The 13,348-nt window shown below is 38.1% G+C and carries 14 protein-coding genes and 3 tRNA genes; 5 read left to right on the top strand and 12 right to left on the bottom strand.

The features are described 5' to 3' along the window. Positions 1-130: 130 nt before the first annotated feature. The 4 genes from FVA69_RS12490 to FVA69_RS12475 all read right to left on the bottom strand — a co-directional run bounded on the left by FVA69_RS12490 (position 131) and on the right by FVA69_RS12475 (position 1,954). Positions 131-207: transfer RNA gene (locus FVA69_RS12490), tRNA-Val, on the bottom strand. Positions 208-238: 31 nt separating this feature from the next. Then, positions 239-315: transfer RNA gene (locus tag FVA69_RS12485), tRNA-Val, on the bottom strand. Between the two features lie 30 nt (positions 316-345). Further along, a tRNA-Val gene (locus FVA69_RS12480) sits at positions 346-422 on the bottom strand. A 158-nt stretch (positions 423-580) separates the two neighbouring features. Continuing rightward, positions 581-1,954, bottom strand: coding sequence for an MATE family efflux transporter (locus tag FVA69_RS12475; protein ID WP_004910423.1), 1,374 nt, complete (start codon positions 1,952-1,954; stop codon positions 581-583). Between the two features lie 276 nt (positions 1,955-2,230). Here FVA69_RS12475 and FVA69_RS12470 point away from each other — a divergent pair, with 276 nt between their 5' ends. Beyond that, complete coding sequence (locus FVA69_RS12470) at positions 2,231-2,896, top strand: riboflavin synthase (RefSeq protein ID WP_004910425.1); 666 nt, start codon at positions 2,231-2,233, stop codon at positions 2,894-2,896. Positions 2,897-3,109: 213 nt separating this feature from the next. On the opposite strand, the gene FVA69_RS12465 is transcribed toward FVA69_RS12470, so the two are convergent. The 3 genes from FVA69_RS12465 to punC all read right to left on the bottom strand — a co-directional run bounded on the left by FVA69_RS12465 (position 3,110) and on the right by punC (position 5,703). Further along, positions 3,110-3,382: a putative quinol monooxygenase gene (locus FVA69_RS12465; RefSeq protein WP_004910428.1), complete on the bottom strand. Its 273-nt coding sequence runs from the start codon at positions 3,380-3,382 to the stop codon at positions 3,110-3,112. Positions 3,383-3,406: 24 nt separating this feature from the next. Next, positions 3,407-4,165, bottom strand: a complete 759-nt coding sequence (locus tag FVA69_RS12460) for a helix-turn-helix transcriptional regulator (RefSeq protein WP_226537834.1) — start codon at positions 4,163-4,165, stop codon at positions 3,407-3,409. A 311-nt stretch (positions 4,166-4,476) separates the two neighbouring features. After that, on the bottom strand, positions 4,477-5,703 hold the full coding sequence (punC, locus tag FVA69_RS12455) for a purine nucleoside transporter PunC (protein ID WP_164528914.1): 1,227 nt from the start codon (positions 5,701-5,703) through the stop codon (positions 4,477-4,479). 122 nt (positions 5,704-5,825) lie between these two features. Between punC and punR the strand changes: the two genes are divergently transcribed. Further along, positions 5,826-6,731, top strand: a complete 906-nt coding sequence (gene punR, locus FVA69_RS12450; RefSeq protein ID WP_004910433.1) for a DNA-binding transcriptional activator PunR — start codon at positions 5,826-5,828, stop codon at positions 6,729-6,731. Between the two features lie 9 nt (positions 6,732-6,740). Here punR and purR read toward each other — a convergent pair whose 3' ends face one another. Together purR and sodB are read right to left on the bottom strand one after the other, a co-directional pair. Continuing rightward, the gene (gene purR / locus FVA69_RS12445; protein ID WP_004910435.1) at positions 6,741-7,766 is read right to left on the bottom strand and encodes an HTH-type transcriptional repressor PurR; all 1,026 of its coding nucleotides are present in this window, start codon (positions 7,764-7,766) and stop codon (positions 6,741-6,743) included. Positions 7,767-8,206: 440 nt separating this feature from the next. Continuing rightward, positions 8,207-8,785: a superoxide dismutase [Fe] gene (sodB, locus tag FVA69_RS12440; RefSeq protein ID WP_110731882.1), complete on the bottom strand. Its 579-nt coding sequence runs from the start codon at positions 8,783-8,785 to the stop codon at positions 8,207-8,209. 479 nt (positions 8,786-9,264) lie between these two features. Here sodB and FVA69_RS12435 point away from each other — a divergent pair, with 479 nt between their 5' ends. Continuing rightward, complete coding sequence (locus tag FVA69_RS12435) at positions 9,265-9,612, top strand: Grx4 family monothiol glutaredoxin (protein ID WP_004910439.1); 348 nt, start codon at positions 9,265-9,267, stop codon at positions 9,610-9,612. Between the two features lie 99 nt (positions 9,613-9,711). On the opposite strand, the gene rnt is transcribed toward FVA69_RS12435, so the two are convergent. Together rnt and gloA are read right to left on the bottom strand one after the other, a co-directional pair. Further along, positions 9,712-10,356 (bottom strand): ribonuclease T, encoded by a 645-nt coding sequence (rnt, locus tag FVA69_RS12430; protein WP_004910441.1) that lies wholly within the window; start codon positions 10,354-10,356, stop codon positions 9,712-9,714. A gap of 127 nt (positions 10,357-10,483) precedes the next feature. Continuing rightward, positions 10,484-10,891, bottom strand: coding sequence for a lactoylglutathione lyase (gene gloA / locus FVA69_RS12425; RefSeq protein WP_004910442.1), 408 nt, complete (start codon positions 10,889-10,891; stop codon positions 10,484-10,486). A 166-nt stretch (positions 10,892-11,057) separates the two neighbouring features. Here gloA and FVA69_RS12420 point away from each other — a divergent pair, with 166 nt between their 5' ends. Next, positions 11,058-11,297 (top strand): DUF1289 domain-containing protein, encoded by a 240-nt coding sequence (locus FVA69_RS12420; RefSeq protein ID WP_004910445.1) that lies wholly within the window; start codon positions 11,058-11,060, stop codon positions 11,295-11,297. A 535-nt stretch (positions 11,298-11,832) separates the two neighbouring features. Beyond that, positions 11,833-12,267, top strand: a complete 435-nt coding sequence (gene slyA / locus FVA69_RS12415) for a transcriptional regulator SlyA (protein ID WP_109911336.1) — start codon at positions 11,833-11,835, stop codon at positions 12,265-12,267. A gap of 447 nt (positions 12,268-12,714) precedes the next feature. Here the strand turns inward: slyA and FVA69_RS12410 are convergent, their stop codons facing one another. Beyond that, a complete protein-coding gene (locus tag FVA69_RS12410) occupies positions 12,715-13,182 on the bottom strand; it encodes a glycine zipper 2TM domain-containing protein (RefSeq protein WP_004910448.1) in 468 nt (155 codons plus the stop codon). Between the last annotated feature and the right edge of the window lie 166 nt (positions 13,183-13,348).

The raw sequence follows: 13,348 nt of genomic DNA, 5'->3' as shown, positions 1-13,348 counted from the left end.
AATTAAAAGAAGAAGGCGTTCAGATCAAAAATTCAGTTGATATTAGGCTGTTAATTTGTTGCGCAACAAAATAAGGGAATAATAATAGACAATCAAGAGAAATTATAGTGGGGTAGGAAGATAAATTAAATGGTGCGTCCGAGTAGACTCGAACTACCGACCCCCACCATGTCAAGGTGGTGCTCTAACCAACTGAGCTACGGACGCACTGAGAGACTTGATTTGTGTTAATTTGAAATGGTGCGTCCGAGTAGACTCGAACTACCGACCCCCACCATGTCAAGGTGGTGCTCTAACCAACTGAGCTACGGACGCGCTGAAAATTAACATTGTGTTCACTAGAAATGGTGCGTCCGAGTAGACTCGAACTACCGACCCCCACCATGTCAAGGTGGTGCTCTAACCAACTGAGCTACGGACGCATCTAAAAGTTATCTAGGTGACAACGGGGATGAATATTAACGTTATGAAGTTCATCTGGCAAGGGGAAAATGTATTTTCGTGATAGTTTGCTCGTATTTAAAACTATCTGGTGCGAAATACATCTTCTCCCATAATAAAAAGCTTAAAAAACCGTCGATTAGCGCGCTGAACGAAGTAAAACAACATCCTCTGTCTGCTTATGGATCCACATAATTCGTGTCGCCATTCCTATTGCAGCCGCACTCAAACCAATAATAAAGCCAATCCAGAAGCCTTTAGGCCCCATCGCCGGTGCAATGATATCAGTTAACGCTAAGATATAGCCGGAAGGTAAGCCAAGTAACCAATATGCAGTGAAGGTAATAAAGAAAATAGAACGCGTATCTTTATAGCCACGTAAAATGCCCGCACCAATAACTTGCACAGAGTCTGACAACTGATAAATAGCGGCGTATAGCATTAAACTACTAGCTAAAACAACCACCTCGGGGTTTTTGTTATACATCATTGCAATCGGCTCACGGAAGACGGCTGTGAGAACCGCGGTAAAACAAGCGACCATTAAGCCAACAGCAATGCCAGTATAAGATGAAACTTTAGCCGCTTCAGTTGATTTCTGTCCCAAGTTGTAACCTACGCGAATGGTTGCAGCTATTCCTAATGATAATGGGAACATAAACATCACAGAGCTGAAATTCAACGCAACTTGGTGACCAGCTACTGCGACAACACCTAATGGAGCGACTAGCAGTGCAACGACAGCAAATAAAGTGACTTCAAAGAAAAGTGCCAGACCAATTGGTGTACCTAACACAATAATTCGCTTCAAGATTAATGGATTTGGCGATGTGAAAGAGAGTGTAGGGCGAATATCACGCTGCGCAGTAGCACGTTTCACATACCATCTCATCATCAGACACATAGCCCAATACACTGATGCGGTGGCGACACCGCAACCAACACCACCTAAAGCGGGGGCACCAAAGTGACCATAGATAAAGATATAGTTAATGGGAATATTAATCATTAAGCCGAGAAAACCAATCACCATCCCCGGCTTGGTTTTTGAAAGCCCTTCACATTGGCTACGATATACTTGATAAAATAAGTAGCCTGGCGCACCCCACATAATAGCATGTAAAAAACGGACAGATTTATCCGCCAATTCTTTATCAATATGGGGCATATTACTAATAATTAGCTGACTATTATAAAGAAGGCACATAATACCTAAGGCTAAAAGTAGCGCTAACCACAGGCCCTGCTGAATTTGGTCACCAATTAAGTTACGACGACCTGACCCATTCATTTGTGCAACGATTGGGGTTAATGCCATTAAAATCCCTTGGCCAAAAAGAATAGCTGGCAGCCAGATGGAAAAACCAACTGCAACTGCGGACATCTCAATTTCACTAACGCTTCCAGCCATAACTGTATCCACAAACCCCATCGCAGTTTGTGAAAATTGAGCTAAAACGATAGGAATACCAAGTGCCAACAAGCTACGCGCTTCTGTAAAATATTTCTGCACGCATACACCTTTGTAATAAAAGCAAGTAAGAGGAAAAAAATTAGAAAAATAAGTGAGTTACTTAAAACTCATTGATTATTAAAAACCGCTCATTCTATCCCGTTTCTAAATAGATTCCAATAATGATATGGTAACAAACTATAAAAGAGCATTTTCAAGCCTAATATATTACTGAATATAAGGTTTATTATCGTGTTGTTTACCACTCAAATAGGATAGATCTCTAAAAATTCTGATGTAAACTGAGTCTATTAATCCACTACACTGAGAATCATTATGTTTACAGGCATTGTTCAAGCGACTGCTCCTATTATTGAAATTACAGAAAGAGCCAACTTTAGAACTCATGTAATGAAGTTTACCCCAGAATTGCTGAAAGGTTTAGAAACAGGGGCCTCCGTTGCGCATAATGGTTGTTGTTTGACGGTAACAAAAATTGATGGCGAAAGAGTCAGTTTTGATCTAATTAAAGAAACCCTGAGATTAACTAATTTGGGGGAATTGCAAGAAGGTGATGTTGTTAATATCGAACGTGCCGCAAAATACGGTGACGAAATAGGTGGGCATGTTGTTTCTGGTCATATTATGACAACCGCTGAAATTAGTAAAATCTTCACATCTGAAGATAACCATCAAATTTGGTTGTCAATTCATGATAAACCATTAATGAAATACATTTTACATAAAGGATTTGTAGCGATTGATGGTATTAGTTTAACTGTCGGTGACGTGATCAATAATCGTTTTTGTGTGCATCTCATTCCTGAAACATTAGAGAGAACAACATTAGGTAAAAAACGTTTGGGTGATAAAATAAATATTGAGATAGATCCACAAACTCAGGCGATTGTTGATACTGTTGAGCGTGTTTTAAATCAAAAAGAACAAGAAAGATTATTACAACAAGCAGAAGAATTGGCTGACGCAGCAAAAACAGAGTAAATAGGCATGCAAAGTAATAACCGTGTTTCGTGCTTGAAAGATAAATAGCGGCATAAACAGTCAGGTAGGCTATAGCAATAATGGTTTATGCTATAGCCTGAATGAAACACGTTCAATCTTTGTTTCTTGAATGTAGGTTATGAAGTTCTATTAAATAAAGATGATTAAAATTCTCAAAAATGACAACTAGCTCTAGCTTTCATTATTAATAGATCATCTTTCACTAAAATTGACAGAAAAGCTGGCGTTATCACGTTCAATTGCTTCAACTAATCGCCTGAAATGAGGGCTATTTTTATGCATCTCTAATGCCTGAGTGTCTTCCCATTCCTCGAAAACAATGTAACCATTCTCTTTAGCCATAAGATCATATTGAATGCATCCTTTCTCTCGGCGGCTTAGTTTTGCTAAGTCACGAACGATTTCTTTCGTTAAATACCCATCCGTCCTTTCTGTTGTAATTTGGGCATACACAACAATACTCATTCCGTTCTCCTTATGTATTAAGAACTATCTTAATGGGTACTTAGTTTTTGTATTGTAAAAAAGCGAATAACTCGATTTTAAAAATGCCGACGGCGTCATAGTAAAGTATCTTTTAAAATCACGGTAAAAGTGGGATTGATCATAATAGCCTGTTTCAAACCAGCGGTAGGTGTCTTGTTCTACTACCATACTTTTTAAAACATGTTCTAAGCGACAATTGATCTGGTACCTTTTTGGCGTAATACCATATTCTTTTAGAAACTCTTTTTGAATGACACGGACATGTAAGCCGGTCTCTTCGGCAATTTCAGTGATTTTTTTAGTTGGGTTACGATATAGCAACTCTAAGATTTCATCTATGAAATGAGGTTTTTTCTTGGCTTTTGTCTTATTAAAACACTCTAACAGCTCTTTAAATGAAGAATTAGCTAAAGCTTCAAACCAGCGGTCTTCCCATATGCCACTCAATGCGATGGGTTTATCCGTATAATTTAGTGTGCTTTGAGGTAGTAAAAAACGTAAGGCATCATGACGAATACGTAATACCATGACTTTAGAATGATTGGGGCTAGCAGTAAACGTATTAACCCTAGGAATAATAAGTTGGTATGAGTCTGCGACTGAGTCGCTCTCTGTTGTCATGCAAAAAGCATCTGATGAAACCCAGATTTCAGCACCAGTTCCAGGGAAAATTTTAATTGCCTCTGTAAACTCTTTGATTATCAAAATAGAACTAACAAAGGATTTTAATTCATCTGGTGGATAATACTGTTTTAACATCATTTTTGAGCACTCATTATTTAATGTCGCAATGATAACGTTTTTTAACAAGAAAATTAACCAAGAAATATCTATATCTTAGTAGATGACAAAATAAAAGCCTTATTTTTTAGTGAAATCCGCTTTGAATAAAGAAAATTGATGAGAGAATATTAGGGGTTGTAAGTTAAGAATAATGGGTTATATAGCAACATACTTAATAAATATTACCGTATCCTCACAAGTGCTATACACTGAAGGAACATTTTCTTGAATTCACTAAAATAAAAACCATGCCGAGTCTTATCGGCATGGTTGATTCAGTAAACTACACTTTATGAATTCGCATGGTAATCGACTTGCTTAAGAGTTTGATTGTTTTTGCTGGCACAACGTTGCATAAAATAGCCAATGGCCATTGGAATAATTGTGACTGCCATGACCCCGGTTGTTGCCAACAATGGATCGAAGGTCAAGGCAGAAACAAGTAGGCTTGCTAAAAAACATAGCCCTAATTGTAAGGCATTTTGTAACGCAGCTGCTTTACCACTCGCACTAGGAAATGTATTTAGTGCTTTAGATACTGCAATTGGGTAAGAGGCTCCATTCATTGCTGCCATAAAGCAGAATGGAATCAAGATCATGGTTAATGATGGTGTGGTATAGATAGCCATGATAAATAAAATGGACATGCTTAGCGCGTAACCAAGAAGTAACAATGGAAATATTGTTTCTGCTCGGATTTTTGCTAATAAAATACGGCAGCCATATCCACCAATAATGAAGGCTAGAGTTTGTGGAATATAACTCAAACCAATATCAGCAGGATTGAAGCCCATATTGCGTAAAATAAAGGGAGAACCTGTTAGCCAAGCGAAGAAACCTGCACTACAGGATGCATAAACTAGTACGTTGCCGCTGAAAACAGGGGAACTGAGCAAATTTGAGAAAGAAATCTTAGCTTGTGGTTGGTTGTCATCAGTTATTGTTTTAACTGAAACATTTTTCAAAAAGAGCGTTGGTAATAAAAGTAATATACCCACCGCCATTAGGATCAGGAAAATTGCTTCCCATGTTTGGTGCTCAAGAACCCATGCACCTAATAATGGCGCTAAAGCAGGGGATAGCGCGACTAGCGGCATAATAGAAGCAAAAACTTTTTGGGTATTTGCTTCATCATAGCGGTCGATAACTAGTGCTTGCCACAAAACAGCCGCGGAGCAGACTCCAACCGCCTGTAAAAAACGTAGTGTTAATAGCTGTGTTGCGGTTTCCACCCAATAAATAGCTAAGCTACTTAAAATGAAAATAGTTAAGCCCACAATGAGAACAGGCTTACGGCCAAGTTTGTCTGATAATGGCCCCCATAATAGCTGAGCGAAGGCAAAACCAGCTAAAAAGATACTGAGAGAAGCACTGATCGCGCCTTCGGATGTATGCAGGGTGTCTTGCATAGCACCAAATGCAGGTAAATACATATCAATGGCTAAAAACCCCAGCATGCTAAGTCCTGCAAGGTACACCATAAATCCAGGGGCGTTTTTTTTCACAGTATTCGACATAATTATTACTTATCTGATATTTAAAAAAATGTTAATGATGACGCCATTGTATAGGCTATTTTTTTAGGTTGTGAAACGGTAATATTTGGATCTTGTTATCAAAATTTTTGAAAGGAGAAGTTATGTGGTCTGCGCATGCACTCGAAGTGATTGATGCAGTTGCTCGAACTGGAAGCTTTAGTGGTGCTGCTGAAGAATTGCACCGTGTACCTTCTGCAATCAGCTATACCGTTAAGCAAGTTGAAGAATGGCTTGCGGTTCCTCTGTTTGAGCGTCGACATCGTGATGTTGTGCTAACGGAAGCTGGGGCGATATTTATTAAGGAGAGCCGTTCTGTTATCAAAAAAATGACAGATACTCGTCACCAGTGTCAGCAAGTTGCGAATGGTTGGCGTGGTCAATTTAGTATTGCCGTTGATTGTATTGTCAAACCACAGCGGACAGAACAGCTAATTCTTGATTTTTATCGTCATTTTCCTGATATCGAACTCTTTATTCATCCAGAGGTGTTTAATGGGGTGTGGGATGCACTTGCTGATGGGCGTGTAGATGTTGCGATTGGTGCGACTCGAGCATCTCCAATTGGTGAAAGGTATAGTTTCCGTGATATGGGTTTTATGTCGTGGATGTGTGTTGCAAGCCCAGAGCACCCATTAGCCAGAATAGGTGAAAAACTGACCGATGATCAAATGAGAGAGTACCCTAGTTTGTGCCTTGAAGATACTTCACGTAACCTACCCAAACGTGATACTTGGGCTCTTGATAACCAGCGTCGGCTTGTTGTGCCTTACTGGGAAAATGGCTTAGCTTGTTTAGTTAATGGGTTATGTGTTGGGATGGTACCTGAGCATCGAGCGGCTCCGCTTTGTGAAAACGGCCAATTAGTTGAACTATCATTAGCGCAGCCTTTTCCACCCAGTCCTTGCTGTTTAACTTGGGTGGAAAATAATACATCACCAGCGCTCAGCTGGTTGTTAGATTACCTTGGCGATAACGAAACGCTTAACGCAGAGTGGCTTTCAACCTAGTTATTCGTACTATCGGCGGTAATCGATAAATGGACCATCTGCAACAGAACGACGTTCTACAAGGCGAGGGTGGACTTCGATTGTTTGAGCATCTTCGCGCTTATTGACGATACGATCGAGCAGCATTGTGAAGGCCATTTGCCCTAAACGCTCTTTGGGTTGGTGGATTGTGGTCAATGCCGGTGTAAAATAGCGCGCATTTCGCACATTATCATAGCCAATGATTGAAATATCTTGTGGAACACGTAATCCCATTTCATCAGCGGCACAAATTGCTCCCATTGCCATGATATCACCACCACAAAATACAGCGGTAGGGCGCTGTTTATGGCTTAAAATTTGCGTCATTGCTTTATAGCCAGACTCAGGTTCGAAATCCCCCTGAACTATCCATTCTTCTTTTAGTGTAATTTTGGCCTCTTCCATTGCTTTTTTGAAGCCAGTTAAACGTCCAATACCTGTATTTCTTTCAAGTGAACCAGGGATCACTCCAATATCGCGATGCCCACGGTCAATTAAATAGCGACCTGCTAGGTATCCACCATGGAACGAGTTATCAATAATGCTATCTGTAAAATCGCCACGAGAAGTTCCCCAGTCCATGACTACCATTGGGATATTGCGGTAATCTTCTAGCATACCAATTAAGGTATCAGGGTACTCGGAACACATCACAAGTAAGCCATCAACGCGCTTTTGTGCTAGCATCTGTAAATACGCTTTTTGTTTTCCCAAATTGTTATGAGAATTACAAAGAATCAGCGTATAGCCTTTTTCATAACAGCTATTTTCAACAGATTCGATCACCTCAGCGAAGTAAGGCGCTTCACTGGAAGTTGCTAACAACCCAATCGACTTTGTGTGGTTAACTTTTAAACTACGGGCAACCGCACTTGGCGAATAATTGAGCTCTTTAATTGCAGCCCAAACCGCAGCCTTAGTGTCATCAGCTACAAAGCGCGTTTTATTAATAACATGGGATACGGTTGTGGTAGATACGCCAGCGCGCTTCGCCACATCTTTAATCGTTGCCATGGGGGAAAAAAACTCCTGACCAATAACCGGTCTCTATAAGAATTCTTGTTAAAAAATTACCTGCATATTGATGCATTGATCCTTTGCTGGCAATAATTTAGCGATTTGTTGTCGATTTTGTCTGATCTAGCGCAAAAACGAAAGAAATAATTGATGTTATAACATGTGATATAGACACTAGTTTTACTTTTTTGGATATGTATACTTAATAACCTTTATTGTTTCATGGTTATTTATTAATTCAATTACATTAGAATGAGAGGAACTCATGGATACAGATGTTAAATATGGATTGCTTGCTGCGCTGGGCTCATTAGCATTAATTATCTTTCTTGCTGCGCATATTTTCTGATTTTATTTCAGCCTTGAGTAGGGTGAATTTAAAAGGGCGAGTATATCTCGCCCTTGCAGTATCTAAACTTAGCAACAAGCAGAAATTGTTATGCTAAATTTTCTTCCACAAATTTCCAGTTAACCAGTGCCCAGAAGTTTTCTAAATATTTAGGGCGAGCGTTACGGTAATCGATATAGTAAGCGTGCTCCCAAATATCAACAGTTAACACGGGCTTATCATCACCAGAAATAGGTGTTGCAGCGTTAGATGTATTCACTATAGCAAGGCTACCATCTGCTTTTTTCACCAGCCATGTCCAACCTGCACCAAAATTTTTGGTTGCTGCATCAGTAAATTGAGCTTTAAATTCAGCGAAAGAACCGAATGATTTATTGATTGCATCAGCTACTTTACCTGTTGGTTCACCACCTGCATTTGGCGCTAAGCAATTCCAATAGAAAGTGTGATTCCAAACTTGTGCTGCGTTGTTAAAAACTCCGGCTTCAGAAGTTTTGATAATTTCTTCTAAAGATTTTCCTTCAAAGTCAGTGCCTTTGATTAGGTTATTTAAGTTAACAACGTACGTGTTATGGTGCTTACCATAGTGATATTCTAAGGTTTCAGCTGAGATATAAGGTTCTAAAGCATCTTTTGCATACGGTAAAGCGGGTAGTTCAAATGACATTTCGTACTCCTTGATTGCTTTTATATCAAAAAACTTAGGGTGTTTGCTCTTAAAATGAGCGAAATAGTCGGTTACTGCTTATCATTAGAGTTTCGCCTATCGGCGATATGATATTTAATATATTAATGATAACACGTTAAACCTTACAAAGGTAAAGGTAATAGCGTTACTCAAATGTTAACAAATAAATAGGGGAGTTACACATAGAAATCATATGGATATTCCGAATAGATGACCTGAATATATCAAATATGCATTTTTAACTAGAAATAGCTGCTTGTTTGACTTAGGTAAAGAGAAGATAGAAAAGATGCCTTTTTGCTTTTTGGAATGCTATAGTAATGCCCCTATAAAACTGGCATATTGTATGAAACAATTCAGTTTCTTATTATATCAGTCAATGTATTCTGTTAAGTTGCGGTAGACTCTCAGTTACCGGCTGACTGCAAACCTGCATCTTTGTTTTAAGGAAGTTAAAAATGACAACTATTGAAAGAATTGAGCGCCAAATTAAAGAAAACCCAATTTTATTATATATGAAAGGCTCTCCTAAACTTCCGAGCTGTGGTTTTTCTGCTCAAGCAGTACAAGCTCTGTCTTCTTGTGGTGAGCGTTTTGCTTATGTTGATATCTTACAAAACCCAGATATTCGCGCTGAATTGCCAAAATACGCAAACTGGCCGACTTTTCCACAATTATGGGTGGATGGTGAGCTGGTCGGTGGCTGTGATATCATCATGGAAATGTTCCAGCGTGGTGAGCTCCAGTCTCTAATCAAAGAAACTGCGGATAAATATCGTCCAGCAGATGAAGCTAGCGCAGACTAAATTAAGCCACAAATAAAAGACGTAAAAACCGTATTTGACGAAGGCATTTTTGCTTTACATCAAATACGGTTTTTTCTGTCATGGTGATTTACTAAAAGATTATTGACTGTCTTCAATAATTGGCCAACCACCCAATTTTTTCCACTTATTAACGATTTCACAAAATAGCAAAGCCGTGCGATTCGTATCATACAGTGCGCCATGAGCTTGTTTACCATCGAATGGGATACCCGCAGAAACACAAGCTTTTGCCAGAATTGTTTGACCAAATACAAGGCCACTCAGTGCTGCAGTATCGAAGGTCGCAAATGGATGGAAAGGATTACGTTTTAAACCTGCTCGCTCGGCCGCATTCATGACAAAGCTGTGATCAAAATTAGCATTATGAGCGACAATAATTGCGCGATTACAATCTGTGTTTTTCATTCCTTTGCGAATGACTTTAAATATCGCATGAAGGGCGTCATATTCGCTAACAGCACCGCGTAGAGGGTTTGTTGGATCAATTCCGGTGAAGGCAAGAGCGGACGGTTCAAGATTCGCCCCTTCAAAAGGTTCTACATGAAAATGCAATGTTTCATCCATGGAGAGCCAGCCGTCTTTATCCATTTTTAAGGTGATGGCAGCAATTTCTAACAGGCCGTCAGTTTTTGCATTAAACCCACCAGTTTCAACATCAATAACGACAGGATAGTATCCCCTAAAGCGGTTCACTAGGGCGTTTGGATTGTTTTTTTCAGACATTAGGACTTTCGATTTTAGTTTTCTAGTTGGATGACATTATGCCAAAACCAGTAAAAATTTGCAGGTAAACGGTGATAGAAGTTTAGGTGCTAAGTTAGGTACCTAAACTTCTAAATCATATCGCGAATTAATGGCCTAAGCCTTTACTTGCGCTTTTATTTTCGATCAGTTCAATTTTATAACCATCAGGATCTTCCACAAATGCAATCACAGTGGTTCCGCCCTTAACAGGGCCCGCTTCACGTGTGACGTTTCCACCTGCGTTACGGATATCATCGCACGTTTTTGCAACATCATCGACGCCTAGAGCGATATGACCATATGCATTACCCATATCGTATTGGTCAACACCCCAGTTATAGGTCAACTCTATGACGGCGCCTTCACTTTCATCGCTGTAACCAACAAACGCGAGAGAGTATTTATACTCTGTGTTTTCACTCGTTCTTAATAAGCGCATGCCTAACACTTTTGTGTAAAAATCAATAGAACGCTGCATATCAGTAACACGTAACATAGTATGGAGTAAGCGCATTTTAAACCTCTTAGAATCAGCCTGAATCGATTTACCTATTAATATAACGTGCTTAAATTAATAAATACAATGATTACAGTTTGTTTTTTGAACAAATAATGGTAATACTCATTTTTAGGAGTATATCACAGATTTAATGTGATTTTTTCTTTTGAAGGGGAAACTTATGGCCGAACAACTTGAATTTTTTGAGATCCCCAGCCCTTGCCGTGGTATTTGTCAAAGTAATGAGCAAGGTTATTGTCGAGGTTGTTACCGCACTCGTGATGAACGCTTTAATTGGCTAAAATTCTCGGATACTGAAAAACGAAATGTACTTCGTTTATGTCGCCAACGCTATTTAAGAATATTAAATAAAAAACCAGATCAAGAAAAAATCATCGATAAGCAACAACGACTCTTTTAATCCCCAGCTTCTTAAATTTCATTAGGAATAAAACAAATGTTTTATTCCTAATGTGAATTAATTCAACTGGAATTAATGATAAGCTATTTATTTCTTGGTTTATATTTCAATGAAATTTTATTTATTAAAAATTAGTATAGGTTAAATCAAAATGACTGTAATTAACATGATTTTAAGATTAACTATATTCATTTGTTTTTTAAAGGTTTATTTGTCGTTGTTTTTTTTATTGTTATTCATGACTACTATAAGAGGTAAAATAGATAGATCAAAAAGGAGAGTGCGGCTATTCTTATTAATAAGATAATTGATAGGTTATCTTATTAAGCCTGGATTGAGATAATGGATGAGTTTGCGAAGTATTAATGGGAGTTATACCACATAATAAACCAGTCATTATAACTAGAAATAGGTATTTAATAGCTAATGTATAAATAAAAAGTTGTAAATATAAAAGAAAATTAATATATAATTCAAAAAATAATATGAAGACGGTATGTTTTTTAGACATTATAATTATATAAAGGAGGGTAAATTGGAATCACAAATTGGGACAGAGTTATCACGTGTTGTTCGCATGTGGAGAGCATTAATCGACTATCGTTTGAAGCCTCTTAAACTCACACAGACACATTGGGTTACATTACATAATATAAGTCAACTACCACCTGAACAATCACAAATACAGTTAGCGAAAGCGATTGGTATTGAACAGCCTTCATTAGTAAGAACTCTAGATCAGTTGGAGGAAAAAAAACTTATTTCTAGGCATACTTGCACAAATGATAGGAGAGCTAAAAGAATAAAATTAACTGAAGAATCTGAACCTTTTATTAAAACTGTAGATCAAGTCATAAATAATACGCGTCTAGAAATATTGAATAACATTAGCCAAGATGAGCTTTATCAGTTGTCACAATTACTTCTGAAGCTTGAAAAGAATATTTTAAGACTGCAAAATGATTCTTGATGTGAAAATAATATGACTAGCTAATAAATGATATGCTAATTATTAAATTGGTAATAAAAATAATTGGATCATGCAATTTTTATAGGGTAATAATAGGATGAGCAATCACACTCGGTTATTGTTCTTGTTGAATGATTGCTGTGAAATATAATTAAAGTTGTAAATTGTATGTCTTGACGTTGCTTTTGTTTTTTTTATTAGCTAATTCATTGGTGTGTATTAATTAATAACAAACAATTGATTAGAGGGGATAGGCTAAAATAAGTTTATTGGTTTGAAAGCAAGGCATTTATGTGTAAACAAGAATTTACATTACTTAAAAGCCATGCATGATAAATATAAAATATGATTATCAAACATAAAGTTATTATATTATTCAGCAATATTTTTATAAGAAATGCTCACCGGCAATAGCCGGTGAGCATACCTAATTTAGTAACCGTAAGATTATCGAGGAGATACAGTAACGGTATTTCCGCTATTCGCAATCATAACGCGTTGACCATTACGGAAGGTGTTTGGGTCTTGTTTTTGAACTACAACAATGTTTTTGCCGCTATCGAGGCGGATTTCTAATTGAACACCTTGGCTTCTATTTAATGCGCCTTGAGCTTCTTGGCCAGCTAAGCCACCAGCGATAGCACCCGCAGCAGTTGCTAATGTGTTACCTGTCCCACCACCGATAGTGTTACCTAATAACCCACCAAGTACTGCACCACCAATGGCGCCAATTACGTTGCCGTCTTCACCAGCTTGAATAGTCACAGGGCGAGCATTCAGAACAGTACCATAAGTCACAGTCTGTACCTGTTTCGCATCCTTGGCTGAAATAGTATCACCAGAAAGCGTACTGGTATTGACACAGCCTGATAAAGCTGCAACTGCTACAACACCTACAAAAACTTTCTTAAGCATAAGAACTCCTATGAGATTTGCTGTCTGTGGCACTAACATAGCATCGTATATTTGTTTTCACCATAAACACAACAAGTATCAAAATAATGGTATTAAAAAGCGATGGTTAGATTACCGATATTGATTTAAATAAAGTGTAAACACTAGGTAAAATATCTCAAATTCG

It is taken from the genome of Providencia sp. PROV004, from assembly GCF_011045615.1.
Lineage (GTDB): Bacteria > Pseudomonadota > Gammaproteobacteria > Enterobacterales > Enterobacteriaceae > Providencia > Providencia rettgeri.
This window is presented reverse-complemented; position numbering and strand designations above follow the sequence as displayed.

Excerpts from the sequence above, each read along its gene's own strand:
- punR (WP_004910433.1), top strand. The coding sequence starts at position 5,826 with ATGTGGTCTGCGCATGCACTCGAAGTGATTGATGCAGTTGCTCGAACT.
- FVA69_RS12420 (WP_004910445.1), top strand. The coding sequence starts at position 11,058 with ATGGCCGAACAACTTGAATTTTTTGAGATCCCCAGCCCTTGCCGTGGT.
- FVA69_RS12465 (WP_004910428.1), bottom strand. The coding sequence starts at position 3,382 with ATGAGTATTGTTGTGTATGCCCAAATTACAACAGAAAGGACGGATGGG.
- FVA69_RS12410 (WP_004910448.1), bottom strand. The coding sequence starts at position 13,182 with ATGCTTAAGAAAGTTTTTGTAGGTGTTGTAGCAGTTGCAGCTTTATCA.
- gloA (WP_004910442.1), bottom strand. The coding sequence starts at position 10,891 with ATGCGCTTACTCCATACTATGTTACGTGTTACTGATATGCAGCGTTCT.
- punC (WP_164528914.1), bottom strand. The coding sequence starts at position 5,703 with ATGTCGAATACTGTGAAAAAAAACGCCCCTGGATTTATGGTGTACCTT.
- FVA69_RS12460 (WP_226537834.1), bottom strand. The coding sequence starts at position 4,165 with ATGATGTTAAAACAGTATTATCCACCAGATGAATTAAAATCCTTTGTT.
- purR (WP_004910435.1), bottom strand. The coding sequence starts at position 7,766 with ATGGCAACGATTAAAGATGTGGCGAAGCGCGCTGGCGTATCTACCACA.
- rnt (WP_004910441.1), bottom strand. The coding sequence starts at position 10,356 with ATGTCTGAAAAAAACAATCCAAACGCCCTAGTGAACCGCTTTAGGGGA.
- FVA69_RS12470 (WP_004910425.1), top strand. The coding sequence starts at position 2,231 with ATGTTTACAGGCATTGTTCAAGCGACTGCTCCTATTATTGAAATTACA.
- sodB (WP_110731882.1), bottom strand. The coding sequence starts at position 8,785 with ATGTCATTTGAACTACCCGCTTTACCGTATGCAAAAGATGCTTTAGAA.
- FVA69_RS12435 (WP_004910439.1), top strand. The coding sequence starts at position 9,265 with ATGACAACTATTGAAAGAATTGAGCGCCAAATTAAAGAAAACCCAATT.